23 protein-coding genes are annotated in these 24,195 nt (G+C 63.9%); 19 read left to right on the top strand and 4 right to left on the bottom strand.

The window, feature by feature from the left end; genetic code table 11:
• Nucleotides 1-4: 4 nt before the first annotated feature.
• Together peaA and ACN0SO_RS23735 are read right to left on the bottom strand one after the other, a co-directional pair.
• Nucleotides 5-1,567: a quinohemoprotein amine dehydrogenase subunit alpha gene (peaA, locus tag ACN0SO_RS23730; protein ID WP_417681775.1), complete on the bottom strand. Its 1,563-nt coding sequence runs from the start codon at nucleotides 1,565-1,567 to the stop codon at nucleotides 5-7.
• Nucleotides 1,567-2,886 (bottom strand): NAD(P)/FAD-dependent oxidoreductase, encoded by a 1,320-nt coding sequence (locus ACN0SO_RS23735; protein ID WP_417681777.1) that lies wholly within the window; start codon nucleotides 2,884-2,886, stop codon nucleotides 1,567-1,569. Before ACN0SO_RS23735 ends, peaA begins: the two co-directional genes overlap by 1 nt.
• A 289-nt stretch (nucleotides 2,887-3,175) precedes the next feature.
• On the opposite strand from ACN0SO_RS23735, the gene ACN0SO_RS23740 reads away from it, so the two are divergent.
• The gene (locus ACN0SO_RS23740) at nucleotides 3,176-4,147 is read left to right on the top strand and encodes an AraC family transcriptional regulator (RefSeq protein WP_417681779.1); all 972 of its coding nucleotides are present in this window, start codon (nucleotides 3,176-3,178) and stop codon (nucleotides 4,145-4,147) included.
• On the opposite strand, the gene ACN0SO_RS23745 is transcribed toward ACN0SO_RS23740, so the two are convergent.
• Entirely contained in the window at nucleotides 4,144-5,571 is a 1,428-nt protein-coding gene (locus ACN0SO_RS23745; protein WP_417681781.1) for a PLP-dependent aminotransferase family protein, read from the bottom strand. The two genes, ACN0SO_RS23740 and ACN0SO_RS23745, sit on opposite strands and share 4 nt — an antisense overlap.
• A gap of 76 nt (nucleotides 5,572-5,647) precedes the next feature.
• On the opposite strand from ACN0SO_RS23745, the gene ACN0SO_RS23750 reads away from it, so the two are divergent.
• A complete protein-coding gene (locus ACN0SO_RS23750; RefSeq protein WP_417681782.1) occupies nucleotides 5,648-6,307 on the top strand; it encodes a pyridoxamine 5'-phosphate oxidase family protein in 660 nt (219 codons plus the stop codon).
• Nucleotides 6,308-6,338: 31 nt separating this feature from the next.
• Here the strand turns inward: ACN0SO_RS23750 and ACN0SO_RS23755 are convergent, their stop codons facing one another.
• On the bottom strand, nucleotides 6,339-7,049 hold the full coding sequence (locus ACN0SO_RS23755) for a TetR/AcrR family transcriptional regulator (RefSeq protein WP_417681784.1): 711 nt from the start codon (nucleotides 7,047-7,049) through the stop codon (nucleotides 6,339-6,341).
• A gap of 84 nt (nucleotides 7,050-7,133) precedes the next feature.
• On the opposite strand from ACN0SO_RS23755, the gene ACN0SO_RS23760 reads away from it, so the two are divergent.
• From ACN0SO_RS23760 to ACN0SO_RS23840, 17 genes are all read left to right on the top strand, one after another.
• Nucleotides 7,134-8,201 carry a C4-dicarboxylate TRAP transporter substrate-binding protein gene (locus tag ACN0SO_RS23760; RefSeq protein WP_417681786.1) on the top strand — a complete coding sequence of 356 codons (1,068 nt, stop codon included), beginning with the start codon at nucleotides 7,134-7,136 and terminating at the stop codon, nucleotides 8,199-8,201.
• Nucleotides 8,201-8,755: a TRAP transporter small permease subunit gene (locus tag ACN0SO_RS23765; protein ID WP_417681788.1), complete on the top strand. Its 555-nt coding sequence runs from the start codon at nucleotides 8,201-8,203 to the stop codon at nucleotides 8,753-8,755. Before ACN0SO_RS23760 ends, ACN0SO_RS23765 begins: the two co-directional genes overlap by 1 nt.
• The gene (locus tag ACN0SO_RS23770) at nucleotides 8,755-10,062 is read left to right on the top strand and encodes a TRAP transporter large permease (protein WP_417681790.1); all 1,308 of its coding nucleotides are present in this window, start codon (nucleotides 8,755-8,757) and stop codon (nucleotides 10,060-10,062) included. Before ACN0SO_RS23765 ends, ACN0SO_RS23770 begins: the two co-directional genes overlap by 1 nt.
• A gap of 18 nt (nucleotides 10,063-10,080) precedes the next feature.
• The gene (locus tag ACN0SO_RS23775; RefSeq protein WP_417681792.1) at nucleotides 10,081-10,851 is read left to right on the top strand and encodes a cyclase family protein; all 771 of its coding nucleotides are present in this window, start codon (nucleotides 10,081-10,083) and stop codon (nucleotides 10,849-10,851) included.
• A 10-nt stretch (nucleotides 10,852-10,861) separates the two neighbouring features.
• Nucleotides 10,862-11,794 (top strand): fumarylacetoacetate hydrolase family protein, encoded by a 933-nt coding sequence (locus tag ACN0SO_RS23780; RefSeq protein ID WP_417681794.1) that lies wholly within the window; start codon nucleotides 10,862-10,864, stop codon nucleotides 11,792-11,794.
• Nucleotides 11,795-11,886: 92 nt separating this feature from the next.
• Entirely contained in the window at nucleotides 11,887-12,222 is a 336-nt protein-coding gene (locus ACN0SO_RS23785) for an ArsR/SmtB family transcription factor (protein WP_417681796.1), read from the top strand.
• The gene (locus ACN0SO_RS23790; protein WP_417681798.1) at nucleotides 12,219-12,632 is read left to right on the top strand and encodes an SRPBCC family protein; all 414 of its coding nucleotides are present in this window, start codon (nucleotides 12,219-12,221) and stop codon (nucleotides 12,630-12,632) included. Before ACN0SO_RS23785 ends, ACN0SO_RS23790 begins: the two co-directional genes overlap by 4 nt.
• Nucleotides 12,633-12,665: 33 nt before the next feature.
• On the top strand, nucleotides 12,666-12,911 hold the full coding sequence (locus ACN0SO_RS23795; RefSeq protein ID WP_417681800.1) for a hypothetical protein: 246 nt from the start codon (nucleotides 12,666-12,668) through the stop codon (nucleotides 12,909-12,911).
• Between the two features lie 242 nt (nucleotides 12,912-13,153).
• Nucleotides 13,154-13,462, top strand: a complete 309-nt coding sequence (locus ACN0SO_RS23800; RefSeq protein ID WP_417681802.1) for a helix-turn-helix domain-containing protein — start codon at nucleotides 13,154-13,156, stop codon at nucleotides 13,460-13,462.
• Nucleotides 13,449-15,470: a hydrogenase 4 subunit B gene (gene hyfB, locus ACN0SO_RS23805; protein WP_417681804.1), complete on the top strand. Its 2,022-nt coding sequence runs from the start codon at nucleotides 13,449-13,451 to the stop codon at nucleotides 15,468-15,470. Before ACN0SO_RS23800 ends, hyfB begins: the two co-directional genes overlap by 14 nt.
• The gene (locus ACN0SO_RS23810; RefSeq protein WP_417681806.1) at nucleotides 15,461-16,417 is read left to right on the top strand and encodes a respiratory chain complex I subunit 1 family protein; all 957 of its coding nucleotides are present in this window, start codon (nucleotides 15,461-15,463) and stop codon (nucleotides 16,415-16,417) included. The genes hyfB and ACN0SO_RS23810 overlap by 10 nt, the downstream gene beginning before the upstream one ends.
• Before the next feature lie 2 nt (nucleotides 16,418-16,419).
• A complete protein-coding gene (locus ACN0SO_RS23815; RefSeq protein WP_417681808.1) occupies nucleotides 16,420-17,082 on the top strand; it encodes a hydrogenase-4 component E in 663 nt (220 codons plus the stop codon).
• Entirely contained in the window at nucleotides 17,079-18,530 is a 1,452-nt protein-coding gene (locus tag ACN0SO_RS23820) for a hydrogenase 4 subunit F (RefSeq protein ID WP_417681810.1), read from the top strand. Before ACN0SO_RS23815 ends, ACN0SO_RS23820 begins: the two co-directional genes overlap by 4 nt.
• A 19-nt stretch (nucleotides 18,531-18,549) precedes the next feature.
• The gene (locus tag ACN0SO_RS23825) at nucleotides 18,550-20,064 is read left to right on the top strand and encodes a nickel-dependent hydrogenase large subunit (protein WP_417681812.1); all 1,515 of its coding nucleotides are present in this window, start codon (nucleotides 18,550-18,552) and stop codon (nucleotides 20,062-20,064) included.
• Between the two features lie 7 nt (nucleotides 20,065-20,071).
• Nucleotides 20,072-20,596, top strand: a complete 525-nt coding sequence (locus tag ACN0SO_RS23830) for an NADH-quinone oxidoreductase subunit B family protein (RefSeq protein WP_417681814.1) — start codon at nucleotides 20,072-20,074, stop codon at nucleotides 20,594-20,596.
• A 209-nt stretch (nucleotides 20,597-20,805) separates the two neighbouring features.
• On the top strand, nucleotides 20,806-22,452 hold the full coding sequence (locus tag ACN0SO_RS23835) for a long-chain-fatty-acid--CoA ligase (protein ID WP_417681816.1): 1,647 nt from the start codon (nucleotides 20,806-20,808) through the stop codon (nucleotides 22,450-22,452).
• Between the two features lie 107 nt (nucleotides 22,453-22,559).
• A complete protein-coding gene (locus tag ACN0SO_RS23840; protein ID WP_417681817.1) occupies nucleotides 22,560-24,179 on the top strand; it encodes an AMP-binding protein in 1,620 nt (539 codons plus the stop codon).
• The last annotated feature ends 16 nt before the right edge of the window (nucleotides 24,180-24,195 follow it).

A 24,195-nucleotide genomic window follows, 5' to 3' on the forward strand; every position in this document is an offset into this window, starting at 1 on the left:
TCCCTTATCGGATCGGCGGATCGTTCCAGCGCTGGACCGTGACGATGAGCTGTCCTTCGCCGGACGCCTCACCGCTCTTGGCCAGAACCTTCAGATTGCCGGCGTTGTTGGTGGAGAAGGGACGTTTCGGATTGGGACCGGCGACGGCCGGCATGAAGATGCCGAGGCTTTCGTCCATCTCTCCCGCGAATTCCACGTCCTTCAGGGTTTCGGCTTCCTCGTTGAAAGGAGCGACCGACCAGGAGGCGGGAACCACGCCGATGCGCACGTCGTCGTCCGTGCCCGGCTGGCCGTCCGCACCGTTCCAGTAGCCGACGGCATCGAAACGGGCCGGAACCTTGCCGGCGGAGCCGCCGCCACCGCCGACACGGGCAAGCGCGAAGGCCGGTTCGACCTTGAGGCTGTCGATGTGGCTGTAGACGGCAAGGGCATCGTCCGCCTTGGCGTCGCCGGAGGCAACGGACACCGCGCCGTCGGTGCCCGCTGCCGGGCTTACGTCGATGGCGGCGCCATAGGCATTGGTCGTGCCGCCGGAGGCATCGAGCGCGCCGGAAAGGGCTACGCCGTCGAGCCCGGTGCCGACCACCTGGACCGTACCGCTACCGCCTGCCGGAAGCGTGGAGGGGACCACGCCGGCAATTGCCGGTTTGCCGCCGGCCTTCACCGCCTTGAAGGTGCCGCCCAGGCTGTCTTCAGCATGCAGGAACTGGCGGCCGGAGAGGCTCGCACCGTCTTCGGACATCGCGAGTACCTGACGGTAGGCGGTGTCGCCGATTGTCAGATTGGCACGCCATTCGTAGCCGGTATAGACGTTGAGCTTGCCGGAAACGGACAGTTCCTCGCCGCTTGCGGTCATCAGTGTGCCGGAGACCGAATAGGGCTGGGCGTCGCCGGAAACCTCTAGCGTGCCATAGGCCTCGCCCTTGGCGGGCAGGCGCGTTGTGAAAACCCAGGAACCGGTCGCGGACGGCTTGTCCGCCTTTTCCCAGGCGGTCCAGGCATCCGTTTCAAACGGATATTTTTCCGCCAGCAAGGGCACGACTTCCTCGCGGGCGATCTTCAGCCATTCGCGGTCGCGGGCAAGCGCCTGGTATTCCAGTGTCGGCCACTGGCCGACATGGAAGTCGATGTGCATGTCCCATTCGTCTTTCGTGCGCCGCTGCAGGCCGACGCGGGCGGCCGAATGGCAGCGGGCGCACATTTCGGCGAGCGGTGCTTCGGTCACTTCCACAGCATTCGGCTGACGCTCGAGTATATAGCGGAAGTCCTCTGCCTCGGACGGAGCGAGGCCTTGGGTGTCGGCGAGATAATGGACCAGCTCGCTCTGCACTTGCGGATCGATTTCCATGCCATGGAACAGCCGCATGCGCACAATGGTCATCAGCCAGCCTTCCGGCGTCTTGCGCTGGCCGTCGATGCGGCTCAGGGCCCCGCTGTCGTCGGCCGCGTGGCAGCCGCTGCAATTTTCCTCCAGCAGTTTGGCGCCGTCCTGCGCCTGTGCCGGGACCGACATCAGAAGCAGCACCCCGGCCAGGCCGGCGAGATGCCCCTTTCGCAGTCGTTTCATCATGCTGTTTCCCTCATTCTGGTTTGGTTTTCAGTTGCTTTTTGTGGTTGGTCCGGCAGGCCGGACGGAAGACCGCGGCTTTCAAGCCAGCGAAGGGCCTCGGCCGGGGCTGACCCGGTCCGCGAAAGGTCGAGAAGGTCGGAAACGGGCAGGCCGCAGACGAAGGCGACGCCTTCCGGATCCTGCGGCGTGATCAGCACCTCGCGTTCCCGTAGACGGTTGCCGTCCACGATCACGCGCTGCACCAGGCGTATGTCGCCGGCTGTTGCGTGGGCGGGTTCGTTGTCAGGCCATGCGGCGCGGGCGGCCCAGAAGGGATGGACGGCGAGATCCGTCTCCAGCCGGTAGAAGTCCCGGCCGATTCTCGCCTGACGCCAGAACGTGCCGACCACCCGGTGACGGTAGAACCGGGTGGCGAGATCCGGATCTCCACCCTCGAGAAGCGTCGTTACGCTGGGAACGGCGGCAAGCGCGGAGGAGATCGCCCAGAACAGGCCGTGCCCGGAAAGCGGATCGATGGCAACGGCGGCGTCGCCGATGGGAAGGACGGGCAGGGGCAGTTCGGGCGCCGACAGGACAAGACCGGCGGGACGGGCGAGCAGGTCCCCTTCGAAACCACAGGCGTCAAAGCGGTTGTCGAACTGCGTTTGGGCAAGGAAAGCCCGCATGCGTTCTGCAAGGGCGGCCTGACCGGCGCCGGACAGATCGTCAGCGTCGATGCAGATCTGCAGCCAGGGACCGAAATCCGGTTCAGCCGCAGACCAGGTCCACCCTTGCGGTGTTGCTTCCACATGGGTTCCGGAATGCGGCACGGGTCCGGACAGGCGACCGGCGATGGCAAGTGTTTTCGGGCCTTTTTGACGATTAGCCGAAGGAGCCTGCCGGCCGCGCGCATCGATCAACAGCCGGGCGGTGATCGTCTCGCCGTCGGCAAGGCTCAGGGCGACGCCGGTTTCAAGATCGGCTTGCTCAATCCGGCGCAGGCGCGTCGTGCGGACTGCTACGCCTGCTTCAAGTGCCGCCTTGCGCAGGGCTGCGTCGAAGTCGTGGCGGCGCACCAGGCGTTCGCCGTTGGCCGTTTCGTTCAGCCCCGCCCATCGGACAGACCGGCGCATGGGCGCGCTCGCGGCCTGCAAGGCGTCTTCAAGTTCTTTTTGTCTCAGGATATGGGCGACCCGTTCGCCCAGGCCCTCAAGGCGCGGACGGGTGGTGGCCGGATCGATCAGGATGGTCCTGATCCCGGCACGCGCCAGTTCACGCGCTGCGAACGCGCCGGCAGGTCCTCCGCCGGCAACTGCCACATCGAAGCAGGCTGCCAAATTTTTCCCCTCGTCCAGGTGCCCGCGTTTTCACGGTGTCATCCCGGATCTCTCTGCCCTGTCATTAAGAGGGGGTGTTTCGGACCGTTCTCGACAATTTCGGCCAAATTTCAGTGTCACCCCCAAATGAAGGCTTGGCCGATTGCGCGCATCAAGAAGATTTGATCTACTTAATCTTTAGGCATGAACTTTTCTTCGGCAGGCCGGAGAAGTCGGGATTTCGGAGTGGACGAAAGCCTTGTCTACGGATGCGACCATTATATCAGGAGCCCTCCGTGGGCTTCAGAACATGCTGGTGGAAAAAGGGCTGGAACCGGCCGTTTTAGGCCACCAGTACGGCGTTCCGGCGGGTGCCTGGAAGAGCCCCCAGGTTGAAATTCCGCTCACAGCCTTCGTCCGGATTTATGAACAGGGCGCTTCGGCGCTGGGCGTGCCCGGCATCGGCTGGCAGTCCGGGCCGCTTCTGGATCTGACGGATCTGGGCGAACTGGGCAATGCGCTCCTGTCGGCGCCGACGGTCGGAAGCGCCCTGCGTACTTTCGAACGGTTCCTGAGGGTGATCCAAAGCGAGACCGACTTGCGTCTGACGGTTGAAGACGGGGTCGTGACGCTGACCTACCGCATCCTCAATCCTGATATCTGGCCGCGCCGCCAGGACGCGGAATTCACCCTGTCGGTGCTGACCCAGCTTATCCGCAGGGGCGCGGGAGAGGACTGGAGCCCGGACCTGATCTGCTTCGAGCATGAGCCCGCGCGCAGCCTGTCCAGTTGGGGCGAGGTGACGGGGAGTGCCTGCCAGTTCGATTGCGAAACCAATGCGCTGAGTTTTCCGGAAGCCGTCCTGAACCTGCCGATGCCGCGTGACGACGCCTCGCGTCACAGGCGGGCGCTGGATACCCTGACCCGGTGGCTGGCGGAAGCCTATCGGTCCAATTCCCTGGTCGACCGGACCCGGACCGCCATTTACACAGGACTGGAAACCGGCATCGTCGATCAGGAAGCGATTGCCCGGGATCTCGGCCTGTCCCGGCGCAGCCTGCACCGGCATTTGAGCGAGGAAGGCGTGCGTTTCTCTGCCCTCCTGGACGATTGTCGTTTTCGGGTCGCGCGCCACGCACTCGCCGACACGTCGCATCCGCTGGCCCAGATCGCTTTTGAGCTCAGCTACTCCGACCAGACCGCCTTCGAGCGCGCCTTCAAACGCCGCACCGGCATGACGCCGAGGCAATACCGGCAGGCGTTTCAGGTGAGGGGACGTTAGCCCATCGCCTCGTCAAGCACCTCGGCGAAGCGGGCGATGCGGTCCGGGGTGGCATCCGCGAAGCCGACAATCAGACCATTGAGCGGTTCGCCAAGGCAATAGGCGGACAGGCGGGCCGGGCGGAAACCGGCTTCGGCAAGCGCGGTGAGGGCCAAGACCTCGTCACGGTCGTCGTGGAACCGGACCGTCAGCTGCACGCCGCCGTCAGGCGGATGGACCTCAATCCCTTCAATCGGACCGAGCGTGGCGGCAAGCGCGTTGCCCCGAGCCTCGTAGGCGCGAGCGATGCGGCGCAAATGGGCGCGGTAACGGCCGGAGCGCATCATCTCCGAAAGGGCGATCTGGGCATGGAGATTGGCCATCAGACCGAGATTGCGTTGAGCGGCGCGCATGGGCCCGATCAGGGCCTCCGGCACCACCATCCATCCGATTCTGAGGGCGGGCATCAGCACCTTGGCCGCCGTGCCCAGATAGACGACCCCGCCACCCTCGCTGTGGGCGGCAAGAGCCGCGATCTCCCGGCCGCGCCACAGGAACTCGCTGTCATAGTCATCCTCGATCACCAGCGCATCCTGTGCCTGCGCGTGCTCCAGAAGCTCCAGCCGCCGGGGCAGGGACAGACGGTAGCCGAGCGGATACTGGTTGGACGGGGTGACGTAGATCAGGCGCGCATCGGTCGGCACATGTCCGGGTTGGAGACCGTGTTCGTCCAAGGGAACCGGGGCGATCTCAAGTCCGGCGCCGAGGAAGGCGGCGCGCGCGCCCATGAAGCCGGGGTCTTCCATGGCGACCGTCTCGCCCGGATCGGTCATCACCTGGGCGACCAGCGCCAGCGATGCTTGCGTGCCGGTGGTGATCAGGATCTGGTCCGGATCGATCCACAGCCCGCGGTCGGTTGCCAGCCGCTCGGCCAGAACCTGCCGCAAAGCGGGCAGGCCGAAGGGGGCGTTGTAATTGGCAAGGTCGCCATGGCGCTGCCGGGCGGCACGGCGCAAGGCCTGTGCCCATTCGTCGGCAGGAAACAGGCTTTCCGCCGGGGCTCCGGGATGCATCACGCCACGCTCGGCGATGTAGCTCGCTGCACGCGGGTCGGTGGACAGGTTCCGGCCGCGTTCCGACAGGGCCGGCGGAGCTGCCTGTTTCGGACGGGCGCTGAGCACCTGCGGAGCGATCACCTCCGGGGCGGCACCCGGTCGGATCGTGAGTACGCCTTCGGATCGCAACAGGTCGTAGGCCGTGTTCACTGTGGCGCGCGATACTCCAAGGCCTTGCGCAGCAATCCGGCTCGACGGCAGGCGCACGCCCTCCGGCAGCCGCCCGTCGCGGATCGCGGCGAGCAGGTCGCGGTGGATCTGCACCGGCATGGGATCGGGCTTGGCCGGATCGGGAGAGGTGAGGGCGGCGAGCGTAACTGGTCTGGTCATTTTTTGATAAACTGGATATCGGAGCGGACCAGTAAGCCGGTTATCAGGGGCGAAAGTCAACCCGATGGAGTTCTCCGTGCCGCCTGAAACCGAGACCAGGACATTACCCGCCTACGTCCGCGCCCGACAGCCGAAACGCGCCCGCTACGATGAGGAGACGATCCACGGCATCCTCGATACCGGGCTTGTCGGCCATGTGGGTTTTGTCGCCGACGGCCGTCCCATGGTGATTCCGATGGCCTATGCAAGGGTGGGCCGCACGCTCTACCTGCACGGCGCATCCAAGACCCGGGTCGCGCGGCTCGACGCGGTGCCGATGTGTATGACCGTCACGCAACTGACCGGCATTGTCGCGGCGCGGTCCGGGATGCATCATTCGGTCAACTACCGTTCCGCCGTGGTCCATGGCACCGCGCGTCATGTGGAAGGGGAGGAATACGATGCGGCACTGGAGGCGATCACCGACCACCTGCTGCCGGGCCGTACCGCCGAAATCCGCCCGATGAACGCTCAGGAACGCAAGGCGACCGGGGTCGTGGCGCTCGATATCGACCATGCCAGTGCGAAGGTGCGTACAGGCCCGCCGGTGGATGACGAAGAAGACCACGCGCTTGGCCTGTGGGCCGGGGTCGTGCCGGTCACGACGGCGCTCGGTACCGGCGTCCAGGACGCCTACACACCGGAAAGCGCTGCGGAACCCGCATCGATTGCCGCCGCACGCCGGAAATTTGCCTGACCGGGGACAGCGATTTATTCGGTGAAGCGGTTTATCCGCCGGCCAACGCCCGCTCGATCCCGCCGGCGCAGAAATCGACCAGCACGGTACGGTAATCGAGCGGCGTCGACGGGATCGCTTCGTGGGAGAGGCCGCTGATGCGTTCGCGGCTGGCGACGATGGAGAGCAGACTGGAGACGGTCAGGGTCAGGAGTGTCGCCAGGTCTTTCTTTGCGGCGTTCGGGTAGAGCGTTTCGAAGGCTTCCATGTATTCCAGGGCGACCGGATCGTAGAGGTCGCGCACCTCCCGGTAGTAGCGGTCGTCGGAGACAATGCGAGCAATCAGCGCCGCATAGGCGCGCCATTGCGGATCGCCGCCGGAGGCATATTCCAGGTAGGGGGTGAGGTAGGCGTCCACCAGGCCATGGACGGTCAGGCCTTCTTTGGATGCCATCAGGGCGGCGAGCCGTTCGCGCCGGGCGATGTTCAATGGCTCCACCCGGCGTGCCAGCACCGTTCGGAACAATTCCCGCTTCGATTTGCTGTGGAAACCGACGACGCCAAGGGTCACTTCCGCCTCGGCCGCAATCTGGCGGATGGAGACCGCATCGAAACCGTCGGCGGCGAAACAGCGCTCGGCGGCGTCCAGCACCCGGTCGCGCGTTGCCTCTCCGCGCAGGATGCGCTTGTCCGTGACGGCGCGGTCCGTTCCATCGCTTTCGATGGGGGGCGCTGAATTTGACGGAGGCGGCACTCTTGACATTTTATACGAACGTCCAAATAGTTTCCTTGTGGCTTGGAGGAGCCTGCCGGAAGTTTGCCTTCCGCGCAATGGAGGAGTTTAAAAATGAATTTGAAAACCATGCTGCGCGGCGGTCTTGCCGCGCTGGTCCTGTCCGCATTGCCGCTCAGCGCACGCGCCGAGACCATCGACGTAACTGCCGTGGCCGGCCACCCGCCGGTATTCCTGTGGGTGAAGACCCTGTCGGAAAGCTATATTCCGGCGGTCAACAAGGCGCTGGAAGGCACCGATTACAAGATCGACTGGACGGAAGCCTATGGCGGCACGCTCGCCAAGGTGGGCGGAGAGGCGGAAGCCCTCGAGGACGGCCTTGCCCAGATCGGCATCGTGGCAAGCCTGTTCGAGCCGTCGTTGCTTTCGCTGCAGAACATCACCTATGTCACGCCCTTCGGGTCGGACAATGTGGATCTTGTGCTCACCACGGTCGACCGGATGCACGAGGACATCCCGGCGATGCGCAAGCTCTGGGAGGATCTGGATCTTGAATATCTCGGCGGAGGCTTCGGTCTGGAAGATTATCTGCTGATGACCACGTTCCCGGTCAACAGCCTCGCCGATCTGAAGGGCCGCAAGATCAATGCACCCGGACCGGCCGTGAACTGGCTGGAAAACACCGGTGCCGTCGGTGTCGCCGGTAACCTGACCACTTATTACAACGACATTCAGACCGGCGTTGCCGAAGGGGTGATCGTGTTCCCGACGGCTGCGGCTGCGGCCAAGCTGCAGGAAGTGGCGCCCTATGTCACCCGCACCCATTTCGGGGCGCAATATGCCGGAGGCCTGGTGGCGAAGAAGAGCTGGTTCGAAGACCAGCCTAGGCAAGTCCAGGACGCGCTGAAGGCAGGCGTGCAGGCTTTTGCCACCGCCTATCGCAGCGGTCTGGAACAGCGTGTCGCGGGCGCCTTCAAGAAGATGGAAGAGGGCGGGGCGAAAATATCCGAACTGCCGGAAGCCGAACGGGATGCCTGGGCCAAGGCGCTGCCGCCGATCGCGGCAAACTGGGCAAAGGATCTGGACGCCAAAGGCCTTCCGGGCACCGAGGTGGTCAAGACCTACATGACCCGGCTGCATGAGGCCGGCGTGAAGCTGCCGCGCGACTGGGCCGCCGAGTAATGGCCGGAAGGGTCCCAATTGAAGATACGGCCGGGCGGGACAAGCCCGGCCGGCTGACCCGGCTTGCGGACGGGGTGATGGCGGCGGCGAATGTCACCGCCACCGCCTGGATCCTCGTGATCATGGTGCTGATCCTTGGCGATGTGCTCGGCCGTAACCTGTTCCTGCACCCGATTGCCGGTGTGCCCGAGATGGTGAAATTTTCCATCGTCGGCATCGTCTTTCTGCAGATTTCCCATACCCATCGGCGCGGCGAGATGATCCGTTCCGACGGCATTCTCGGCCTGGTCTCCGAACGCCGCCCGCGTCTCGGGGCGGCCATGGACCTCGGTGCCCAGCTGTGCGGCGTCGCCATGAGCCTGGCGCTGGCCTGGGCGGTCTGGCCGAAGGCCACCCGCGCATTCCGGCGCGATGAAATGGAAGGCATTGCCGGGCATTTCCAGATGCCGGTCTGGCCCTTCCTGGTGATTGTCACCTTCGGGTCGCTGCTGCTGGCGCTTTCCTTCGCGCTGGAAGCGGCAAGAGCCGCGAAACGCATGCAGCGGGGGCAATGATGGATCCGATCTATGTCGGGCTTTTGTCTCTGGTCGGGATTGCCGTCACCATCTACAGCGGCGTTCATGTCGCCATCGCCCTTGCCGGGATTTCGCTGCTCGGTGTCTGGGCGATTACCGGCAAGCTGGTGCTCGCCTTCAATTTCGTGGCGCTCGCCGCCACCGACAGCATCGCCGATTACACGTTCGGTGTCGTGCCGCTGTTCGTGCTGATGGGGCTGGCCGTCGCCGAGGCAGGCCTTGGACGGGACACGTTCACCATCGTGGCGCGCGGGCTTCGCCGCTGGCGGGGCGGGCTGGGTGTCGCCACGGTGATCTCCAACGCGATCTTTGCCGCGATCACCGGGATTTCGATTGCATCGGCCGCCGTCTTCAGCCGGGTGGCGGTGCCCGAAATGGTGCGGGCCGGAACCAACCGGTCCGTGGCCGTCGGTGTCGTCGCCGGGTCGTCGGTGCTCGGCATGCTGATCCCGCCATCGCTGCTTCTGATCCTGTTCGCCATCCTGACCGACAGTTCCGTCGGCGATCTGTTCCTCGGTGGCATCGGTCCGGGCCTGCTTCTGACGCTTGTCTATATCGTCTATCTGTCGGTTCTCGGCTGGATTCGCCCGGATCTGTTCGGTTCGCAGCAGGTGGAGGAGAACCGGGAAGAGAAACACACGCCCACCTGGCTGATCCTTCCGGTGGCAGCGCTCGCCTTCGTCGTTCTGGCCGGCATCTACATGGGCGTGTTCACGCCCACCGAGGCTGGCGCTGTCGGGGCTGCCGCAGCCCTCGTCATCGGCATGGGCATGCGCCGGATCGGGGTGAGGTCCGGGTGGAAGATTGCTCAGCAGACGGGCCATGTGACGGCCGCCGTCTGCTTCCTCATCATCGGCGCCTCGATCTACGGGCGCATGCTCGGCTTTTCCGGTCTGCCGGCGGCCATCACCAACTGGGCGGTTTCCACCGGTGTCGGCCCGACCGGCTTCCTGTTCGCCTTCGCCGTGCTGCTGACGGCCATGGGAACGGTGCTCGACAGCTCGTCGATCATGCTGATCACCGTGCCGCTCGCCTATCCGATCACCCAGCAGCTCGGCATCGACCCGGTGCATTTCGGTCTGGTCACCGTGATCTCGGTGGAGATCGGGCTCCTGACCCCGCCGCTCGGCCTGTCGGTCTTCGTCGTGCAATCCACCCTGAGGGACACCGGCGTCACCTTGGCCGAAGTCTTCAAGGGGGCAGCCCCCTTCGCCGCCATCATGGCCACGGTCCTGACCCTGGTGATCCTGTTTCCCGAAATCGTGCTGGCCATTGTTGGCCGTTAATCTGAGAGGTTTAAAAAAATGCGGTTGATTGATCTCGCCCGTCCGCTTGAAAACACCACCTACGCCGACCCGCCGGGCCTGGCGCCGAGCATCGAATATTTCGGCCACAAGGATACGGCCGAGGAGATGCTGAAGTTCTTTCCCGGCGTGACGCCGGACCGGCTGCCGGGCGGCGAGGGCTGGGCCGTGGAGCGGGTCACCATCAGCACCCACAACGGCACCCACCTGGACGCGCCTTATCACTATCATTCCACCATGGACGGAGGAAAACGGGCGATCACCATCGACGAGGTGCCGCTGGAATGGTGCATGGGACCGGGGGTGAAGCTCGATTTCCGGAACCGGCCCGACGGCCATGTGGTCAGTGCCGAGGAAGTGGCTACCGAACTCGACCGGATCGGCCACGAATTGAAGCCCGGAGATATCGTCCTGGTCAATACGGCGGCGTCTGCTGTCTACGGCACGCCGGAGTATGTGCCGAGCGGCTGCGGCATGGGCCGGGAGGCGACGCTTTATCTGACCGAGCGTGGCGTGAGGGTGACCGGGACCGATGCCTGGAGCTGGGACGCGCCGTTCGTCTACACCGCCCAGAAGGTCGCCGAGACCGGCGATGCGGACCTCATCTGGGAAGGTCACCGGGCGGGCATGGTGCGCGGCTACTGCCATATCGAGAAGCTCGCCAACCTGGAGCAGCTTCCCGGAACCGGCTTCGAGGTCATGTGCTTTCCGGTGAAGATCAAGGCCGCGTCCGCAGGCTGGTGCCGCCCCGTGGCGCTTATTCGCGATTGAGGACATTGAGATGAAACTTGCGACATTCGACGCCGGCAACGGCCCGCGTCTTGGTGCGGTGACGCCTGGCTGCATGGTCGATCTCGCCGCCACCGGCGATCCGAGACTGGCCTCCATGCAGGCGCTGATCGAGGCGGGGGAGGCGGGGCTCGAAGCGGCCCGCGCCGCGGAACGGGCAGCGGCGGCGATGGCGCCGGATTCTGCGCGACTGCTGGCACCCCTGCCGTGCCCGGCACAGATCCGGGACGCCTCGACCTTTCCGCGCCATATCGCCAATGCTCCGAACGGTATGCAGCGCCTTTTGGCCGAACTGGCGGGTGAGCCCGATCCGGGGCAGGCGGAAGGGGAGGTCGCGGAGATCTACCGCAAACAGCCGATCTTCTACATCACCAACCGGTTCTCGGTTGCGGGTCCGGAGGACGAGGTCCTGTGGCCGCGCTATTCCCGTTACATGGACTATGAGCTCGAAGTCGCTGCCGTCATCGGCAAGGGTGGCAAGAACATTGCGCGCGAAAACGCTTTCGACCACGTCTTCGGCTACACGATCTTCAACGACTTTTCTGCCCGGGACGCGCAGATCCGGGAAATGGCCGGCTGGCTCGGCCCGGCCAAGGGCAAGAGCTTCGATGCGGGCAATGCCTTCGGCCCGGTCATCGTCACCCGCGACGAGATCCCCGATCCGAGGAGCCTGAAAACCGTGGCGCGGATCAACGGCCGGGTGGTGACCGACACCACCATGGCGCCAATGCTCCACGGCTTCGACGACATGATCGCCTTCATTTCCCAAGACGAAACTCTCCATCCGGGCGAAATCATCGGTTCCGGCACGGTCAACGACGGCTGCGGTCTGGAGCGGTTCGAATTCCTGAAGGACGGCGACGTGATCGAACTGGAAGTCGGGGGCATCGGCGTGCTGCGCAACCGGGTCCGGGTTCAAGGCTGACGCGCCCGAATTGAAATTTTAGGTTCCTGCTTGACATATTCATAACTCAATGGTTATCAATTTGATTGATAGCCGGAGAGTTATGAATAATCATGTCCCAGTCCCAAACCCAGCCTCACGATATTCTTTTCAGATCGCTTGCCGATCCCACGCGGCGGGCGATTTTCGAACGCTTGTGCCGCGACGGTGAACAGACGGTCGGGGCACTGACGGCCGGGGCTGGGGTCTCGCAGCCGGCGGTCTCGAAACATCTCGGCGTACTCAAGCAGGCCGGACTGGTGCATGACCGCCACGAAGGGCGCCAAACGCATTACACCGCACGTCCCGACGCCCTGACGCCTCTGATCGACTGGACCAGCCGGATGACCGACTTCTGGCAGAACCGGTTCGACGATCTGGAAGATCTGCTCAAAAGGATGGACCAATGACCGAAGTGTCGAGCGAAGCCCGTTCCGTCGTCGTCGAACGGGAAATGCCGTATCCGCCGGAAAAGATCTGGCGGGCGCTGACCCAACCGCACCTGATCGAGGAGTGGCTCATGAAGAACCGGTTCAAACCCGTCGTCGGGCATCGTTTCGATCTGAGTGCGGACTGGGGAACGATCGACTGCGAAGTGCGATCGGTCGAGCCGAACAGGACGCTGTCCTACACCTGGGACGCCGGAGACCTCAAGAGTGTCGTCACGTGGAGCCTGACACCGACGGCCTCCGGAACCCTATTGCGTATGGAACAGGTCGGTTTCCAGCCGGATCTGCAGCCGCGTTACTTCCACGGCGCCAACGCCGGGTGGCCGCGATTCCTTGACGCGCTTGAGCAGGTTTTGTCACGGATTGATTGACACCTGCCGGTATCATTTCAAAAGGAGGACCGAATGAACTGGAATTCACGGGTTCGGCAAATTCACCGGTGGCTGTCACTTGCTTTTACGGTGGCGGTGATTTTCAACATTGCGGCCATGTCAGGGCTGGTTTCCGTCGGGAACTGGGTCGGTTTCCTGGCGCTTGTTCCGCTCATACCTCTGCTTGCGACCGGACTTTACATGTTTGTTCAAACCTATGTAGCGGGTTGGCAAAAACGCCGTCAGGTTTCACGACAGAGACCTTTGCCGCATAGCTGATCGAGCGACTGAACCTCTGGAACAGGCATTGTCTATCTGTCTTGAGAGGTTCCTTACGTCAGGCACATATTTCAAACAGGCGCGGACGATCCAATGGGGTCGTCCGCGTTTTCATATTCTTCTGCCAAGTCAGCTTGAACATTAAAAATGATGTTTGAAACATCACTTATTGACGAATATCCTTTTGAAGATATATTGATAGCCTTAATAGTCAGGTTTCATACTCGATCAGAGGCATACGAGTGATCACGGCTTCTCAATTGCGCGCCGCACGTGCGCTTCTCGGCATTGATCAGCGGACGCTCGCTGAATTGTCCAATCTGTCGGTGCCGACCATTCAGCGCATGGAAGCAAGCGAATCTGTCATTCGCGGCAACGTGGATTCGCTGATGAAGCTGATTGCGGGTCTCGAAAAGGCCGGTGTCGAGCTGATCGGGGAGGGGACTGTCAGCGACAAGGGCGGTCGCGGCGTCCGTCTGAAGCCGGATTTCGATCCGGCGACGGCTTCGGCGACCGGGAACGGTTCGGGAGAAGGGCATGGCGACGATTGACGTCTCCTTCTTTCTGTGGGGCGTTGCGGGCCTCCTGATCGTGGCAGTCGCAGCCGTTGCGCTGGGCCGCTCGGCGGCCGCGAGCAATCTGGTCTATACGGCGACGCTGATTGTCTCTGCCGGCATGCTGGTGATGCTGGCGCTTCATCTGATTTCGGCACCAGGAAACGTCCTGAAAACAACCCTGCCGATCGGGCTTCCGTGGATCGGTGCCAGTTTCAAGCTCGACGCCCTGTCGGCTCTTTTTCTCCTGGTCGTCAATTTCGGTGGCGCCATGGCCAGCCTCTACGCCCTTGGTTATGGCCGCCACGAAGAGGCTCCGCATCGTGTGCTGCCATTCTTCGCCGCCTTTCTCGCCGGCATGAACCTGGTCGTCCTGGCCGATGACGCCTTTGCCTTCCTGCTTTCCTGGGAGTTCATGTCGCTCGCCTCCTGGGCGCTGGTCGTGTCGCACCACCGGTCGGAAGCCAGCCTGCGCGCCGGTTTCATCTATCTGGTCATGGCAAGCTTCGGCACCCTGTCGCTGCTGCTTGCCTTCGGCCTGCTGGCGGGACCTGCCGGCGGCTACGGGTTCGACACCATCCGCGCCATGCCGCACGGACCGCTGGTGGTCGCCATTGTCTTCGTCCTGATGCTGCTGGGCGCCGGGTCCAAGGCGGGGCTGGTGCCGCTGCATGTCTGGCTGCCGCTCGCCCATCCGGCAGCACCCAGCCACGTCTCGGCGCTGATGAGCGGCGTTATGACCAAGGTGGCGATCTACGGCTTTATCCGCGTGGTGTTCGATCTTATGGGTGAACCCGCCTGGTGGTCGAGCGCGGTGCTGATCATGCTCGGCGGGATCACGGCGACCCTCGGCATCCTCTACGCGCTGATGGAAACGGACCTGAAGCGGCTGCTTGCCTGTTCGACCATCGAGAATATCGGCGTGATCTTCGTCAGCCTCGGGCTGGCGCTTGCCTTCCGCTCCGGCGGAATGGGCCTGGCGGCGGCACTTGCCTTCACCGCGGCCCTGTTCCACATCCTCAACCATTCGATCTTCAAGAGCCTGCTGTTCTTCGGGGCAGGGGCGGTGATCAACGCCACCGGCGAGCGGGACATGGAAAAGCTCGGCGGGCTGATCCACCGCATGCCCTATACGAGCTTCGCCTTCCTGGTCGGCTGCGTGGCGATTTCCGCCCTGCCGCCCTTGAACGGCTTCGTGTCGGAATGGCTGACCTTCCAGGCAATCCTGCAAAGCCCGGAACTGCCCCAATGGGGGCTCAAGATCATTGTGCCCGCCGTCGGCGGACTGCTCGCCCTGTCGGCGGCGCTCGCAGCGGCCTGTTTCGTCCGGGCCTTCGGCATTAGCTTCCTGGGCCGGGCCCGTTCCGACGCCGCAGGCCGGGCCCATGAGGTCGACCGGTTCTCCTTGTCGGCGATGTTCGTGCTCGCGGCCCTGTGCCTTGCCGTCGGCGTCCTGCCCGGTTTCGTCATCGACGCGCTGTCGCCGGTCGCGCGAGCGTTCGTGGGCAGCAGTCTTCCCTCGCAGGCGCATCTGCCCTGGCTGACGATCGCACCGATCGCGGAAGCTCGCAGTTCCTATAACGGCCTGCTAGTCTTCCTCTTCATCGCCATCGCGGGCTGGGGCGCGGCCTTCACTGTCCATAATCTCGCTTCCCGCAGAATCCGGCGCAGTGCCGTATGGGACTGCGGGTTCCCCGATCCCCGGCCGCAGACGCAGTATTCGGCGAGCAGCTTCGCCCAGCCGGTCCGCCGCGTGTTCGGCACGCTGGTGTTCCGGGCGCGGGAAACCGTGGACATGCCGCAGCCGGGCGATCTGCGTGCCGCGCGGCTGACCGTGGAAGTACGCGATCTCGCCTGGGACTGGATCTACACGCCAATTTCGGGCGGGATCGCCTTTGCTGCCGTGCGGCTCAACCGTCTGCAGTTCCTCACCATCCGGCAATACCTGAGCCTCGTCTTCCTCGCCCTGGTCTCCCTCCTTCTGGTGCTTGCCCTATGGACCTGATCCGCGCGCTCCTCATTCAGGGTCTCCAGATGGCCGTGGTGCTGCTGCTGGCGCCGCTGCTGACGGGCTTCGTGCGCAAGATCAAGGCGCGGCTCACCCGTCGCCAGGGTGCGTCCGTCATCCAGCCCTACCGCGATCTGATCCGGCTATTGCGCAAGGAGGCCGTGCTTGCGGAAAACGCCTCGTGGCTGTTCCGCGTCGTGCCCTATCTGGTCTTTGCCTCGACCTGGGTCGCGGCGGCGCTTGTGCCGACCTTCGGCGGCGGTCTGCTGTTCAGCTGGACCGCCGATCTCATCGCCATCATCGCGCTGCTCGGTTTCGGCCGGTTCTTTCTCGCGCTTGCCGGCATGGATATCGGCACCAGCTTCGGCGGCATCGGTTCCAGCCGGGAGATGATGATTGCTTCGCTTGCCGAGCCGGCCATGCTGCTGACGGTCTTCTCCCTGGCGCTCGTTGCCGGTTCGACCCAGCTTTCCACCGTTGCCGCGATGATGAGTTCGCCGGAGGTCGGCCTGCGCGTTTCGCTCGGCATGGCCCTGGTCGCGCTGATCATGGTGGCGATTGCCGAAAACGCCCGCATCCCGGTCGACAACCCGGCGACCCACCTGGAACTGACCATGGTGCACGAAGCGATGGTGCTGGAATATTCCGGGCGTCATCTGGCGATGATTGAGTTCGCGTCCTCGCTGAAACTGGTGCTCTACCTGTCGCTGATCGGCTGCATTTTCATCCCCTTGGGCATTGCCGCGCCCGGCGCGGGCGTTGCGGACTATCTGATCGGCGCCGTCGCCTATGTCGCCAAAATCGGCATCGGCGCGGTTCTGCTCGCCGTGTTCGAAACCAGCATCGCGAAGATGCGCGTCTTCCGCGTGCCGGATTTCCTTGGTGCTGCGCTCATGCTCGGCCTTCTGGGCACGCTGCTGCTGTTCGTTTCGAGGAGCCTCTAGCGATGACCAGTTTAAGTTTCGATATCGCGCATCTCCTGGCCGGCGGGCTGGTTCTCGTCAGTTTCATGATGCTCTATCAGGACCGGCTCTCCGCCCTGATCAACGTCTATGCGCTGCACGCCCTGGTCCTGACACTGTCGGTCGCCTGGCAGGCACAGGTCCAGCATGCGCCGCATCTCTATGTCACCGCCGCGATCGCGCTCGGCTTCAAGGCGATCGTCATTCCGCTGGTGCTGCACCGGATCGTGCGCCGGCTGGGTATTCATCGCGACATCGAGACCGTCGTCGGCATCGGCCCGACCATGCTGGCCGGCATGGGCCTGGTGGCGCTGTCCATGGTGGTGATCCTGCGCATCACGCCGGAGGCCGACCCTTTGGCGCGCGAGGATCTCGCCTTTGCCCTGTCGGTGCTGCTGCTCGGCCTGCTGGTCATGGTCACGCGCCGCAATGCGGTCAGTCAGGTGATCGGTTTCATGTCCCTTGAAAACGGCCTGATCCTGGCGGCGACCGGTGCGCGCGGCATGCCGCTGGTGGTCGAGATCAGCGTCGCCTTTTCCATCGTCATCGCCTTCATCGTCATTGGCATCTTCCTGTTCCGCATCCGCGAGCGGTTCGACACGGTGGATGTCGGCGCGCTGGACAGTTTCAGGGGAGAGCGCCGATGATCTCCCTTCCGTTCCAGCCCGAGATTGCCGTTCTCGTCATTCCGGTCGCCGCCGCTGTGGTCCTCGCCGCGCTGCCGGGCTACCGGATCGCGGCGCGGCTCAACGTACTTGCCAGCCTGCTGACGCTGCTCGCGGCTCTGGCGCTGTTCGTCACGAAGCGGCCGGAAACCGGATCCTATCTGTTCGTCGACGATCTCAACATCGTCTTCATCGTGCTGAACACATTCGTCGGCTTCACCGCCAGCCTGTTCAGCGCCAGCTATATCGCCCACGAACTGGAGACCGGGCGGCTGACGACGGCCAACCTGCGCTTCTACCACGCCATGTACCAAGTCATGATGTTCGGCATGAACCTGGCATTCGTGGCCAACAACATCGGCCTGATGTGGGTGGCGGTGGAGCTGGCCACGCTGACCACGGTGATGATGGTCGGCATCTACCGCACCCATGAGGCGCTGGAAGCAGCGTGGAAATATTTCCTGCTCGGCAGCGTCGGCATCGCCTTTGCCCTGTTCGGCACGATCCTCGTCTATTTGGCCGCGCGCCCTCATATCGGCGAGGGCGAAGACGCTATGATCTGGACCCTGCTGGTGGAACACGCCGCCGTCTTCGATCCGGCCCTGCTCAATCTTGCCTTTATCTTCCTGATGCTGGGCTACGGCACCAAGGTCGGCCTCGCGCCGCTCCATGCCTGGTTGCCCGACGCGCACGCCGAAGGGCCGACGCCGATCTCCGCGGTGCTGTCCGGCCTGCTCCTGAACGTGGCGCTCTATGCGGTGCTTCGGTTCAAGATCCTGCTGGCGGCCAATCCGGACGCCATCAGTCCCGGTCCGCTGATGATGACGATGGGACTGCTGTCACTGATCTTTGCCGCCTTCATGCTCTACCGGCGGCAGGACATCAAACGGCTGTTCGCCTATTCCTCCATCGAACACATGGGCATCATCGTCTTCGCCTTCGGTCTCGGCGGGCCGCTCGCCAATTTCGCCGGGCTCCTGCACATGGTGATGCACAGCCTGACAAAGTCGGCGATCTTCTATGCGGTCGGCCATGTGGCCCAGATCAAGGGCACGCAGCGGATTTCCGAGCTTCGCGGCCTGACCGAAACCCATCCGGCGCTCGGCTGGGGCCTACTGGTCGGGGTGGTGGCCATCGCGGGTCTGCCGCCGATGGGCATCTTCATGAGCGAATTCCTGATCGTGAGCTCGACCTTCGCGGTCCAGCCGCTCCTGGCCATTCCGCTGGTCTTCGGGCTGCTGGTGGCCTTCGGTGCGCTGCTTCTGCGTATCACCGGCATTGCCTTCGGTGAACCCACGGGCAGCACGGCACCGGCCCAGGCCTCCTACGTGCCGCTCTTTGCCCATCTGGCGCTCGTGCTGGTCGCGGGCCTCTATCTGCCACCGGCACTGGTGGGCTGGTTCCAGCACATTGCCGGCATACTTGGGTGAGGGAGGGGGACAGCCGATCATGACAGCCTTCTGGACCTCGATCCTCAAAACCGGTGAAGCGGGTGCCGGTGATATCTGGCGGAGCCATAAGGCCAGCGAGGCCGAATGGACGCAGGTGGCCGAGGCACTTGGCGGTGAGACGGCCGTCCTGCTCGGCCTGTGGGGCGACATGGACAAGATCCGCATGGCAGTGCTCGACGAGGCAACGCGCGAGATCGCCGTCCTCGCGCTTGCCTGTCCGAACGGCAGCTATCCTTCCGTCGGCCAATACCACGCGGCCGCGCAAAGGCCGGAGCGGGCCGCACGGGACCTGTTCGGCCTTGTGCCGCGCGATTGCCCGGATGCACGCCACTGGCTCGACCATGGCCGCTGGGGTGTGCGTCAGCCGCTTGGAAAGGCGGTGCCGGACGCGGGCGAGGGCGACGTTTACGGTTTCCTTCCCGTCGAAGGCGAGGGACTGCATCAGGTTCCGGTTGGGCCGGTCCACGCCGGCATCATCGAGCCTGGCCATTTCCGCTTCACCGGCAACGGCGAGGCGGTGGTCCGCCTGGAGGAACGGCTCGGCTACGTGCACAAGGGGATCGAGGGGCTGATGGCCGGCAAGAGCCCTGCCGAGGCCGCCAGCCTCGCTGCACGAACCTCCGGCGACAGTACGGTCGCCTATGGGCTTGCCTTCGCGCGCGCTGTCGAAGACGCGCTGAATATGAATGTGCCGGAGCGCGCGGTCTGGCTGCGGGCGCTGATGGCGGAACTGGAACGGCTGGCCAATCATCTGGGCGATATTGGTGCGATCTGCAACGACGCCGCCTTCGCGCTGATGCTCGCCCATTGCGGCGTGCTCCGCGAACGGGTCCTGCGCGCATCCGATGTCGCCTTCGGCCACCGGCTGATGCGCGACCTGATTGTTCCGGGCGGTGTCATCGCCGACCTGGATAACGATGGGATCGCTGCGATCCGGGCGGCACTTGCCGAAATCCGCCAGCGTTTTCCGGCTCTGGTCAACCTCTACGACAACACGGCCTCCCTGCAGGACCGGACGGTTTCCACCGGGCGGCTGGATCCGGCTCTTGCCAAACGCTTTGGCGCCGGCGGCTTCGTCGGCCGAGCATCCAGCCGCCGTTTCGATACAAGGCGCGCGCTGACCTATCCGCCCTATGACCGGCTTTCCTTTGAAGTTCCGGTTCTGGATGCGGGTGATGTGGATGCCCGTGTCTGGATCCGCATCCGGGAGGTGGAGCAGAGCCTGTCGCTGCTTGAGCAGATTCTGAGAGAAATGCCGGAAGGGTCTGTTTTCGCAGAGTCAGTAGCGGTTTCCGTTCCCCACGAAGGGCTTGCGCTCGTGGAAGGCTTCCGGGGCGATATTCTGGTCTGGCTCAGGATCGGCGGCAACGGCCTGATCGAGCGTTGCCATATGCGCGATCCGTCCTGGTTCCAGTGGCCTCTGCTGGAAGCGGTGATCGAGGGCAATATCATTGCCGACTTCCCGCTGTGCAACAAATCGTTCAACTGCTCCTATTCCGGTCACGATCTGTAGGTCCGTTATGCGCAAGCTCCTGCTCGAAAGCCTGATCAAGCCGACCCTCACCGAAGCGCCGCCGACGGCGGACGAGGCGGCGATGATCGAACTGGCCGAGACACTCGGGAAACAGGCGCGCCAGAGCCTCGGGCGCAGCCTGTCGATCCGCGAGGTCGATGCGGGCTCCTGCAACGGCTGCGAGCTGGAAATCCATGCGCTCAACAACGCCTTTTACGACATCGAGCGTTTCGGTCTGCGCTTCGTCGCCTCGCCGCGCCACGCGGATGTGCTGATGGTGACCGGGCCGGTGACAAAGAACATGCGCGAGGCGCTGAAGCGGACCTATGACGCCACGCCCGCGCCCAAATGGGTCGTTGCCGTCGGCGACTGCGCCCTTGATGGCGGTTGCTTTGCCGGCAGCTACGCCGTGGTCGGTGGCGTCTCCGAGGTCATTCCGGTCGACCTGCACGTTCCTGGCTGCCCCCCGCCGCCGGTGAAGATCCTGTCGGGCATGCTGGCCCTGCTGCAGGGTGGCAAGGTCGCGTCCTGACGGGCTAATTCCTGGCTGTTTCCAATTTCTCCCCCGCCATCGAAACTTTAGCTGCGACAAGTGCTTGCAGGAAGGTGCGAAGCGTTGGCACTATGCAATTGCCGTCCTGGAGGAAAGACAGGCTCCCAAGAGAGCTGAGGGCGGCACGAACGAGGAGGAACAGCCGCCGGAGGACGCTCAGGTGTCTCAAACTGTGCGGGCGGCAGGGAGTGAGACATAACATGCATGGCATGATGATGAACCGTCCGCTCAGGATCGCCGATATCCTGACTTTTGCGGAAGATGTGCACGGCAGCGCGGAAATCGTTTCAGCCACGGTCGAAGGCGGTATTCATCGCTACACCTACAAGGATGCGGCCCTTCGCGCCCGCAAGCTGGCGCAGGCGCTGTTGCGCCTCGGCGTAACGCCGGGACAGCGCATTGCGACACTTGGCTGGAACGGCTATCGCCATTTCGAGCTTTACTATGCGATTTCCGGCATCGGTGCGGTCTGCCACACGATCAATCCGCGGCTTTCTGTAGAGCAGATGAGCTACATCGTCTCCCACGCGGAAGACAGGATCCTCTGCCTGGACCTGACCTTCGTACCGCTGGTCGAGGCGATCCTGGATCATCTGCCCAAGGACCTGCGCTTCATCATCATGACCGACCGGGCGCATATGCCCGAGACGAAACTGCCCGGCGCACTCTGCTACGAGGAACTGGTAGAGCCGGAGACCGGCGATTACGAGTGGCCGGAGTTTTCCGAGGAGACCGCGTCGAGCCTATGTTATACCTCCGGCACGACGGGCCATCCCAAGGGCGCGCTTTACACCCACCGCTCCACGGTGATGCATGCGCTGATGGCGGGCGTGTCGTTCCTCGATTGCCTGCGCCCGGGCCGGCGGATCCTGCCTGTCGTGCCCCTGTTCCATGTCAATGCCTGGGGGTTGCCTTACTCGGCACCGCTCACCGGGGCGTCGATCGTTTTTCCCGGCCCCAGTCTGGACGGGGCCAGCCTCTATAAGCTGATGGACGAGCAGAAGGTGTTTTCCGCCTGGGGCGTGCCGACGGTGTGGCTCGGCCTGCTCGGCGAGATCCGCAAGCACGGCCGTATTCCCGAAGGCTTCGGTGAGGTGATCATCGGCGGATCGGCGGCACCGCGCAGCATGATCGAGGCATTCGAGGACCTGAACGTTTCCGTCTGCCATGCCTGGGGTATGACCGAGATGAGCCCGATCGGCACGCAAGGCTCTCTGGCGCCGCCGCTGACCGATCTGCCGAAGGAAAAGCAGATCGATCTGAAGTCGACGCAGGGGCGGCGCACCTTCGGCGTCGACCTGAAGATCGTGGATGCCAACGGCGAGCGCCAGCCCCATGACGGGGTCGCGACCGGCGAATTGTTCGTGCGCGGCAATACGGTCGTCTCCGGCTATTTCAACAACCAGGAAGCCTCGGAGGCCGCCTTCGATGCGGAGGGTTGGTTCCGAACCGGAGATGTTGCATCCATCAGCCCGGACGGGTTCCTGACCATCACCGACCGGGCCAAGGACCTGATCAAGTCGGGCGGGGAGTGGATCAGTTCCATCGATCTGGAAAACATGGCGATCGCCCATCCGGATGTGGCCAATTGTGCGGTGATCGCCGTGCCCCATCCGAAATGGGACGAGCGGCCGCTGCTGATCGTCGTTCCCGCCGAAGGGGCCACTCCGGACAAGGAAAAGATCCTGGCCCATCTGGCCAAGGGGCTCGCCAAATGGCAGGTCCCCGACGACGTGATCTTCGTCGACACGCTGCCGCTGACGGCAACCGGCAAGGTCTCGAAACTGACGCTCAGGCAGATCTACGCCGACCATTCATTGCCTGAGGCAGGTTGATCGAAGCGGCTCGGCTTCCTACCCTGTAGAGGTGCTTCGGCCGGCCTTCGGGCCGGTCGTTTGCCGATATGCTCGTTCAGTTTTTTGTCCCAAACAGGAGTTTTCTCATGCGTTTACCGTCCACAGTCGAGCCGAATGCGGCCAATGGCGTGCCGCTGTCGCCGCTGTCACTGCTGGACCGGTCGATCATTGTCTATGCGGACAAACTCGCCGTGGCCCATGGCGAGCGTCGCTGGACCTATCGGGAATTCGGCGATCTCGTCCGGCGCATCGCGGGCGCCCTGGACGAGCGCGGTATCGGGCCGGGCGATACGGTCTCGATCGTGTCCGCAAACCGTCCGGAAATGCTTGCCGCCCATTTCGCCGTGCCCATGCTGGGCGCGGTGCTCAACACGATCAACACCCGCCTCGATGTGGAGACGATCCGTTACATTCTCGACCATTGCAGCGCGCAGGCGGTCATCGCCGACAAGGCTTGTGTGGAGCAGGTCGCAGAAGCCTGCGGCGACGTCCCGCTCTATTGTCTGCGTCCGGAAAACGAGGAGGGGCCGGGTGAGCCTCTCGATTTGCTGGACGGGAAGGGGACGACCGCTGACTGGCCGTTCATGGACCGGGTGAAGAGCGAGTGGCAGCCGATTGCCATCAACTACACGTCGGGCACCACCGGCTCGCCCAAGGGCGTGATCTATCATCACCGCGGCGCCTACATCAACGCGCTCAACAACACCCTGGCGCTCGGGTTCGATCGCTCGGTGACCTATCTCTGGACCCTGCCGATGTTTCACTGCAACGGCTGGTCCCACACCTGGGCGGTGACGGCAGCGGGCGGCACCCATGTCTGCCTGGAAGGGGTCGATCCGGCTGAGATCGTGGCGGCCCTCAAGGAATTCAACGTGACCAACATGGCCTGTGCCCCGGTCGTGCTTTACATGATGCTGGAACGGCTTGAGAAGCAGGGCGATTTCCGCCCGGAACACCCGGTGCATGTCGCCACGGGCGGGGCGGCGCCGACATCGGCGCTGATCGAACGCATGGATGCGCTCGGCTTCAGCCTCGTTCATCTTTACGGCCTGACGGAAAGCTATGGTCCGGCGACCGGCATGCTGCCCGATCCTGTGATCGAACAGGAATCGGCGGCCGTCCGGGCGGCTTTTTCCGCGCGCCAGGGGCACGGTCTGCCGTCAGGCATCCGTGTCGAGGTCCGGCGCTCAGATGGCACGCCGGTGACCCAGGACGGGATCGACATGGGCGAGATCATGCTGTCCGGACCGTCGATCATGGGCGGCTATCACGCCGATCCGGTGGCGACCTCGATCGCCTTCGAGGGCGGCATGTTCCACACGGGCGACCTGGCTGTCGTTCATCCGGACGGGGCCATGGAGATCCGCGACCGGGCCAAGGATATCATCATCACCGGGGGCGAAAACGTCTCCAGCCTGGAGGTGGAAAGCGTCCTGCACAGGCATCCGCGGGTATTGCTTGCAGCCGTCGTTGCGGCTCCCCATCCCAAATGGGGCGAGACTCCCTGGGCCTTCATCCAGTTGAACGACGCGGAGGGCGACGATCCCACCGAGGAGGACATCATCGCCTTCTGCCGGGACCATCTGGCCGGTTTCAAGCTGCCGCGCAGGATCATCTTCCGGGAACTGCCGCGCACGGCCACCGGCAAGGTACAGAAATTCGCCCTGCGCCAACAGGCTTTGGAAATGCAGAAAGAGGACGCTTGACGGGCGGGTCGGGCGA

This window comes from Roseibium sp. (genome assembly GCF_048260565.1).
Taxonomy (GTDB): domain Bacteria; phylum Pseudomonadota; class Alphaproteobacteria; order Rhizobiales; family Stappiaceae; genus Roseibium.

Coding starts and splice junctions, on each gene's coding strand:
- ACN0SO_RS23795 (WP_417681800.1), top strand. CDS start 12,666: ATGAACTGGAATTCACGGGTTCGGCAAATTCACCGGTGGCTGTCACTT.
- ACN0SO_RS23780 (WP_417681794.1), top strand. CDS start 10,862: ATGAAACTTGCGACATTCGACGCCGGCAACGGCCCGCGTCTTGGTGCG.
- ACN0SO_RS23755 (WP_417681784.1), bottom strand. CDS start 7,049: ATGTCAAGAGTGCCGCCTCCGTCAAATTCAGCGCCCCCCATCGAAAGC.
- ACN0SO_RS23785 (WP_417681796.1), top strand. CDS start 11,887: ATGTCCCAGTCCCAAACCCAGCCTCACGATATTCTTTTCAGATCGCTT.
- ACN0SO_RS23790 (WP_417681798.1), top strand. CDS start 12,219: ATGACCGAAGTGTCGAGCGAAGCCCGTTCCGTCGTCGTCGAACGGGAA.
- ACN0SO_RS23760 (WP_417681786.1), top strand. CDS start 7,134: ATGAATTTGAAAACCATGCTGCGCGGCGGTCTTGCCGCGCTGGTCCTG.
- ACN0SO_RS23765 (WP_417681788.1), top strand. CDS start 8,201: ATGGCCGGAAGGGTCCCAATTGAAGATACGGCCGGGCGGGACAAGCCC.
- hyfB (WP_417681804.1), top strand. CDS start 13,449: ATGGCGACGATTGACGTCTCCTTCTTTCTGTGGGGCGTTGCGGGCCTC.
- ACN0SO_RS23770 (WP_417681790.1), top strand. CDS start 8,755: ATGGATCCGATCTATGTCGGGCTTTTGTCTCTGGTCGGGATTGCCGTC.
- ACN0SO_RS23840 (WP_417681817.1), top strand. CDS start 22,560: ATGCGTTTACCGTCCACAGTCGAGCCGAATGCGGCCAATGGCGTGCCG.
- ACN0SO_RS23830 (WP_417681814.1), top strand. CDS start 20,072: ATGCGCAAGCTCCTGCTCGAAAGCCTGATCAAGCCGACCCTCACCGAA.
- peaA (WP_417681775.1), bottom strand. CDS start 1,567: ATGAAACGACTGCGAAAGGGGCATCTCGCCGGCCTGGCCGGGGTGCTG.
- ACN0SO_RS23815 (WP_417681808.1), top strand. CDS start 16,420: ATGACCAGTTTAAGTTTCGATATCGCGCATCTCCTGGCCGGCGGGCTG.
- ACN0SO_RS23810 (WP_417681806.1), top strand. CDS start 15,461: ATGGACCTGATCCGCGCGCTCCTCATTCAGGGTCTCCAGATGGCCGTG.
- ACN0SO_RS23825 (WP_417681812.1), top strand. CDS start 18,550: ATGACAGCCTTCTGGACCTCGATCCTCAAAACCGGTGAAGCGGGTGCC.
- ACN0SO_RS23740 (WP_417681779.1), top strand. CDS start 3,176: ATGCTGGTGGAAAAAGGGCTGGAACCGGCCGTTTTAGGCCACCAGTAC.
- ACN0SO_RS23775 (WP_417681792.1), top strand. CDS start 10,081: ATGCGGTTGATTGATCTCGCCCGTCCGCTTGAAAACACCACCTACGCC.
- ACN0SO_RS23820 (WP_417681810.1), top strand. CDS start 17,079: ATGATCTCCCTTCCGTTCCAGCCCGAGATTGCCGTTCTCGTCATTCCG.
- ACN0SO_RS23745 (WP_417681781.1), bottom strand. CDS start 5,571: ATGACCAGACCAGTTACGCTCGCCGCCCTCACCTCTCCCGATCCGGCC.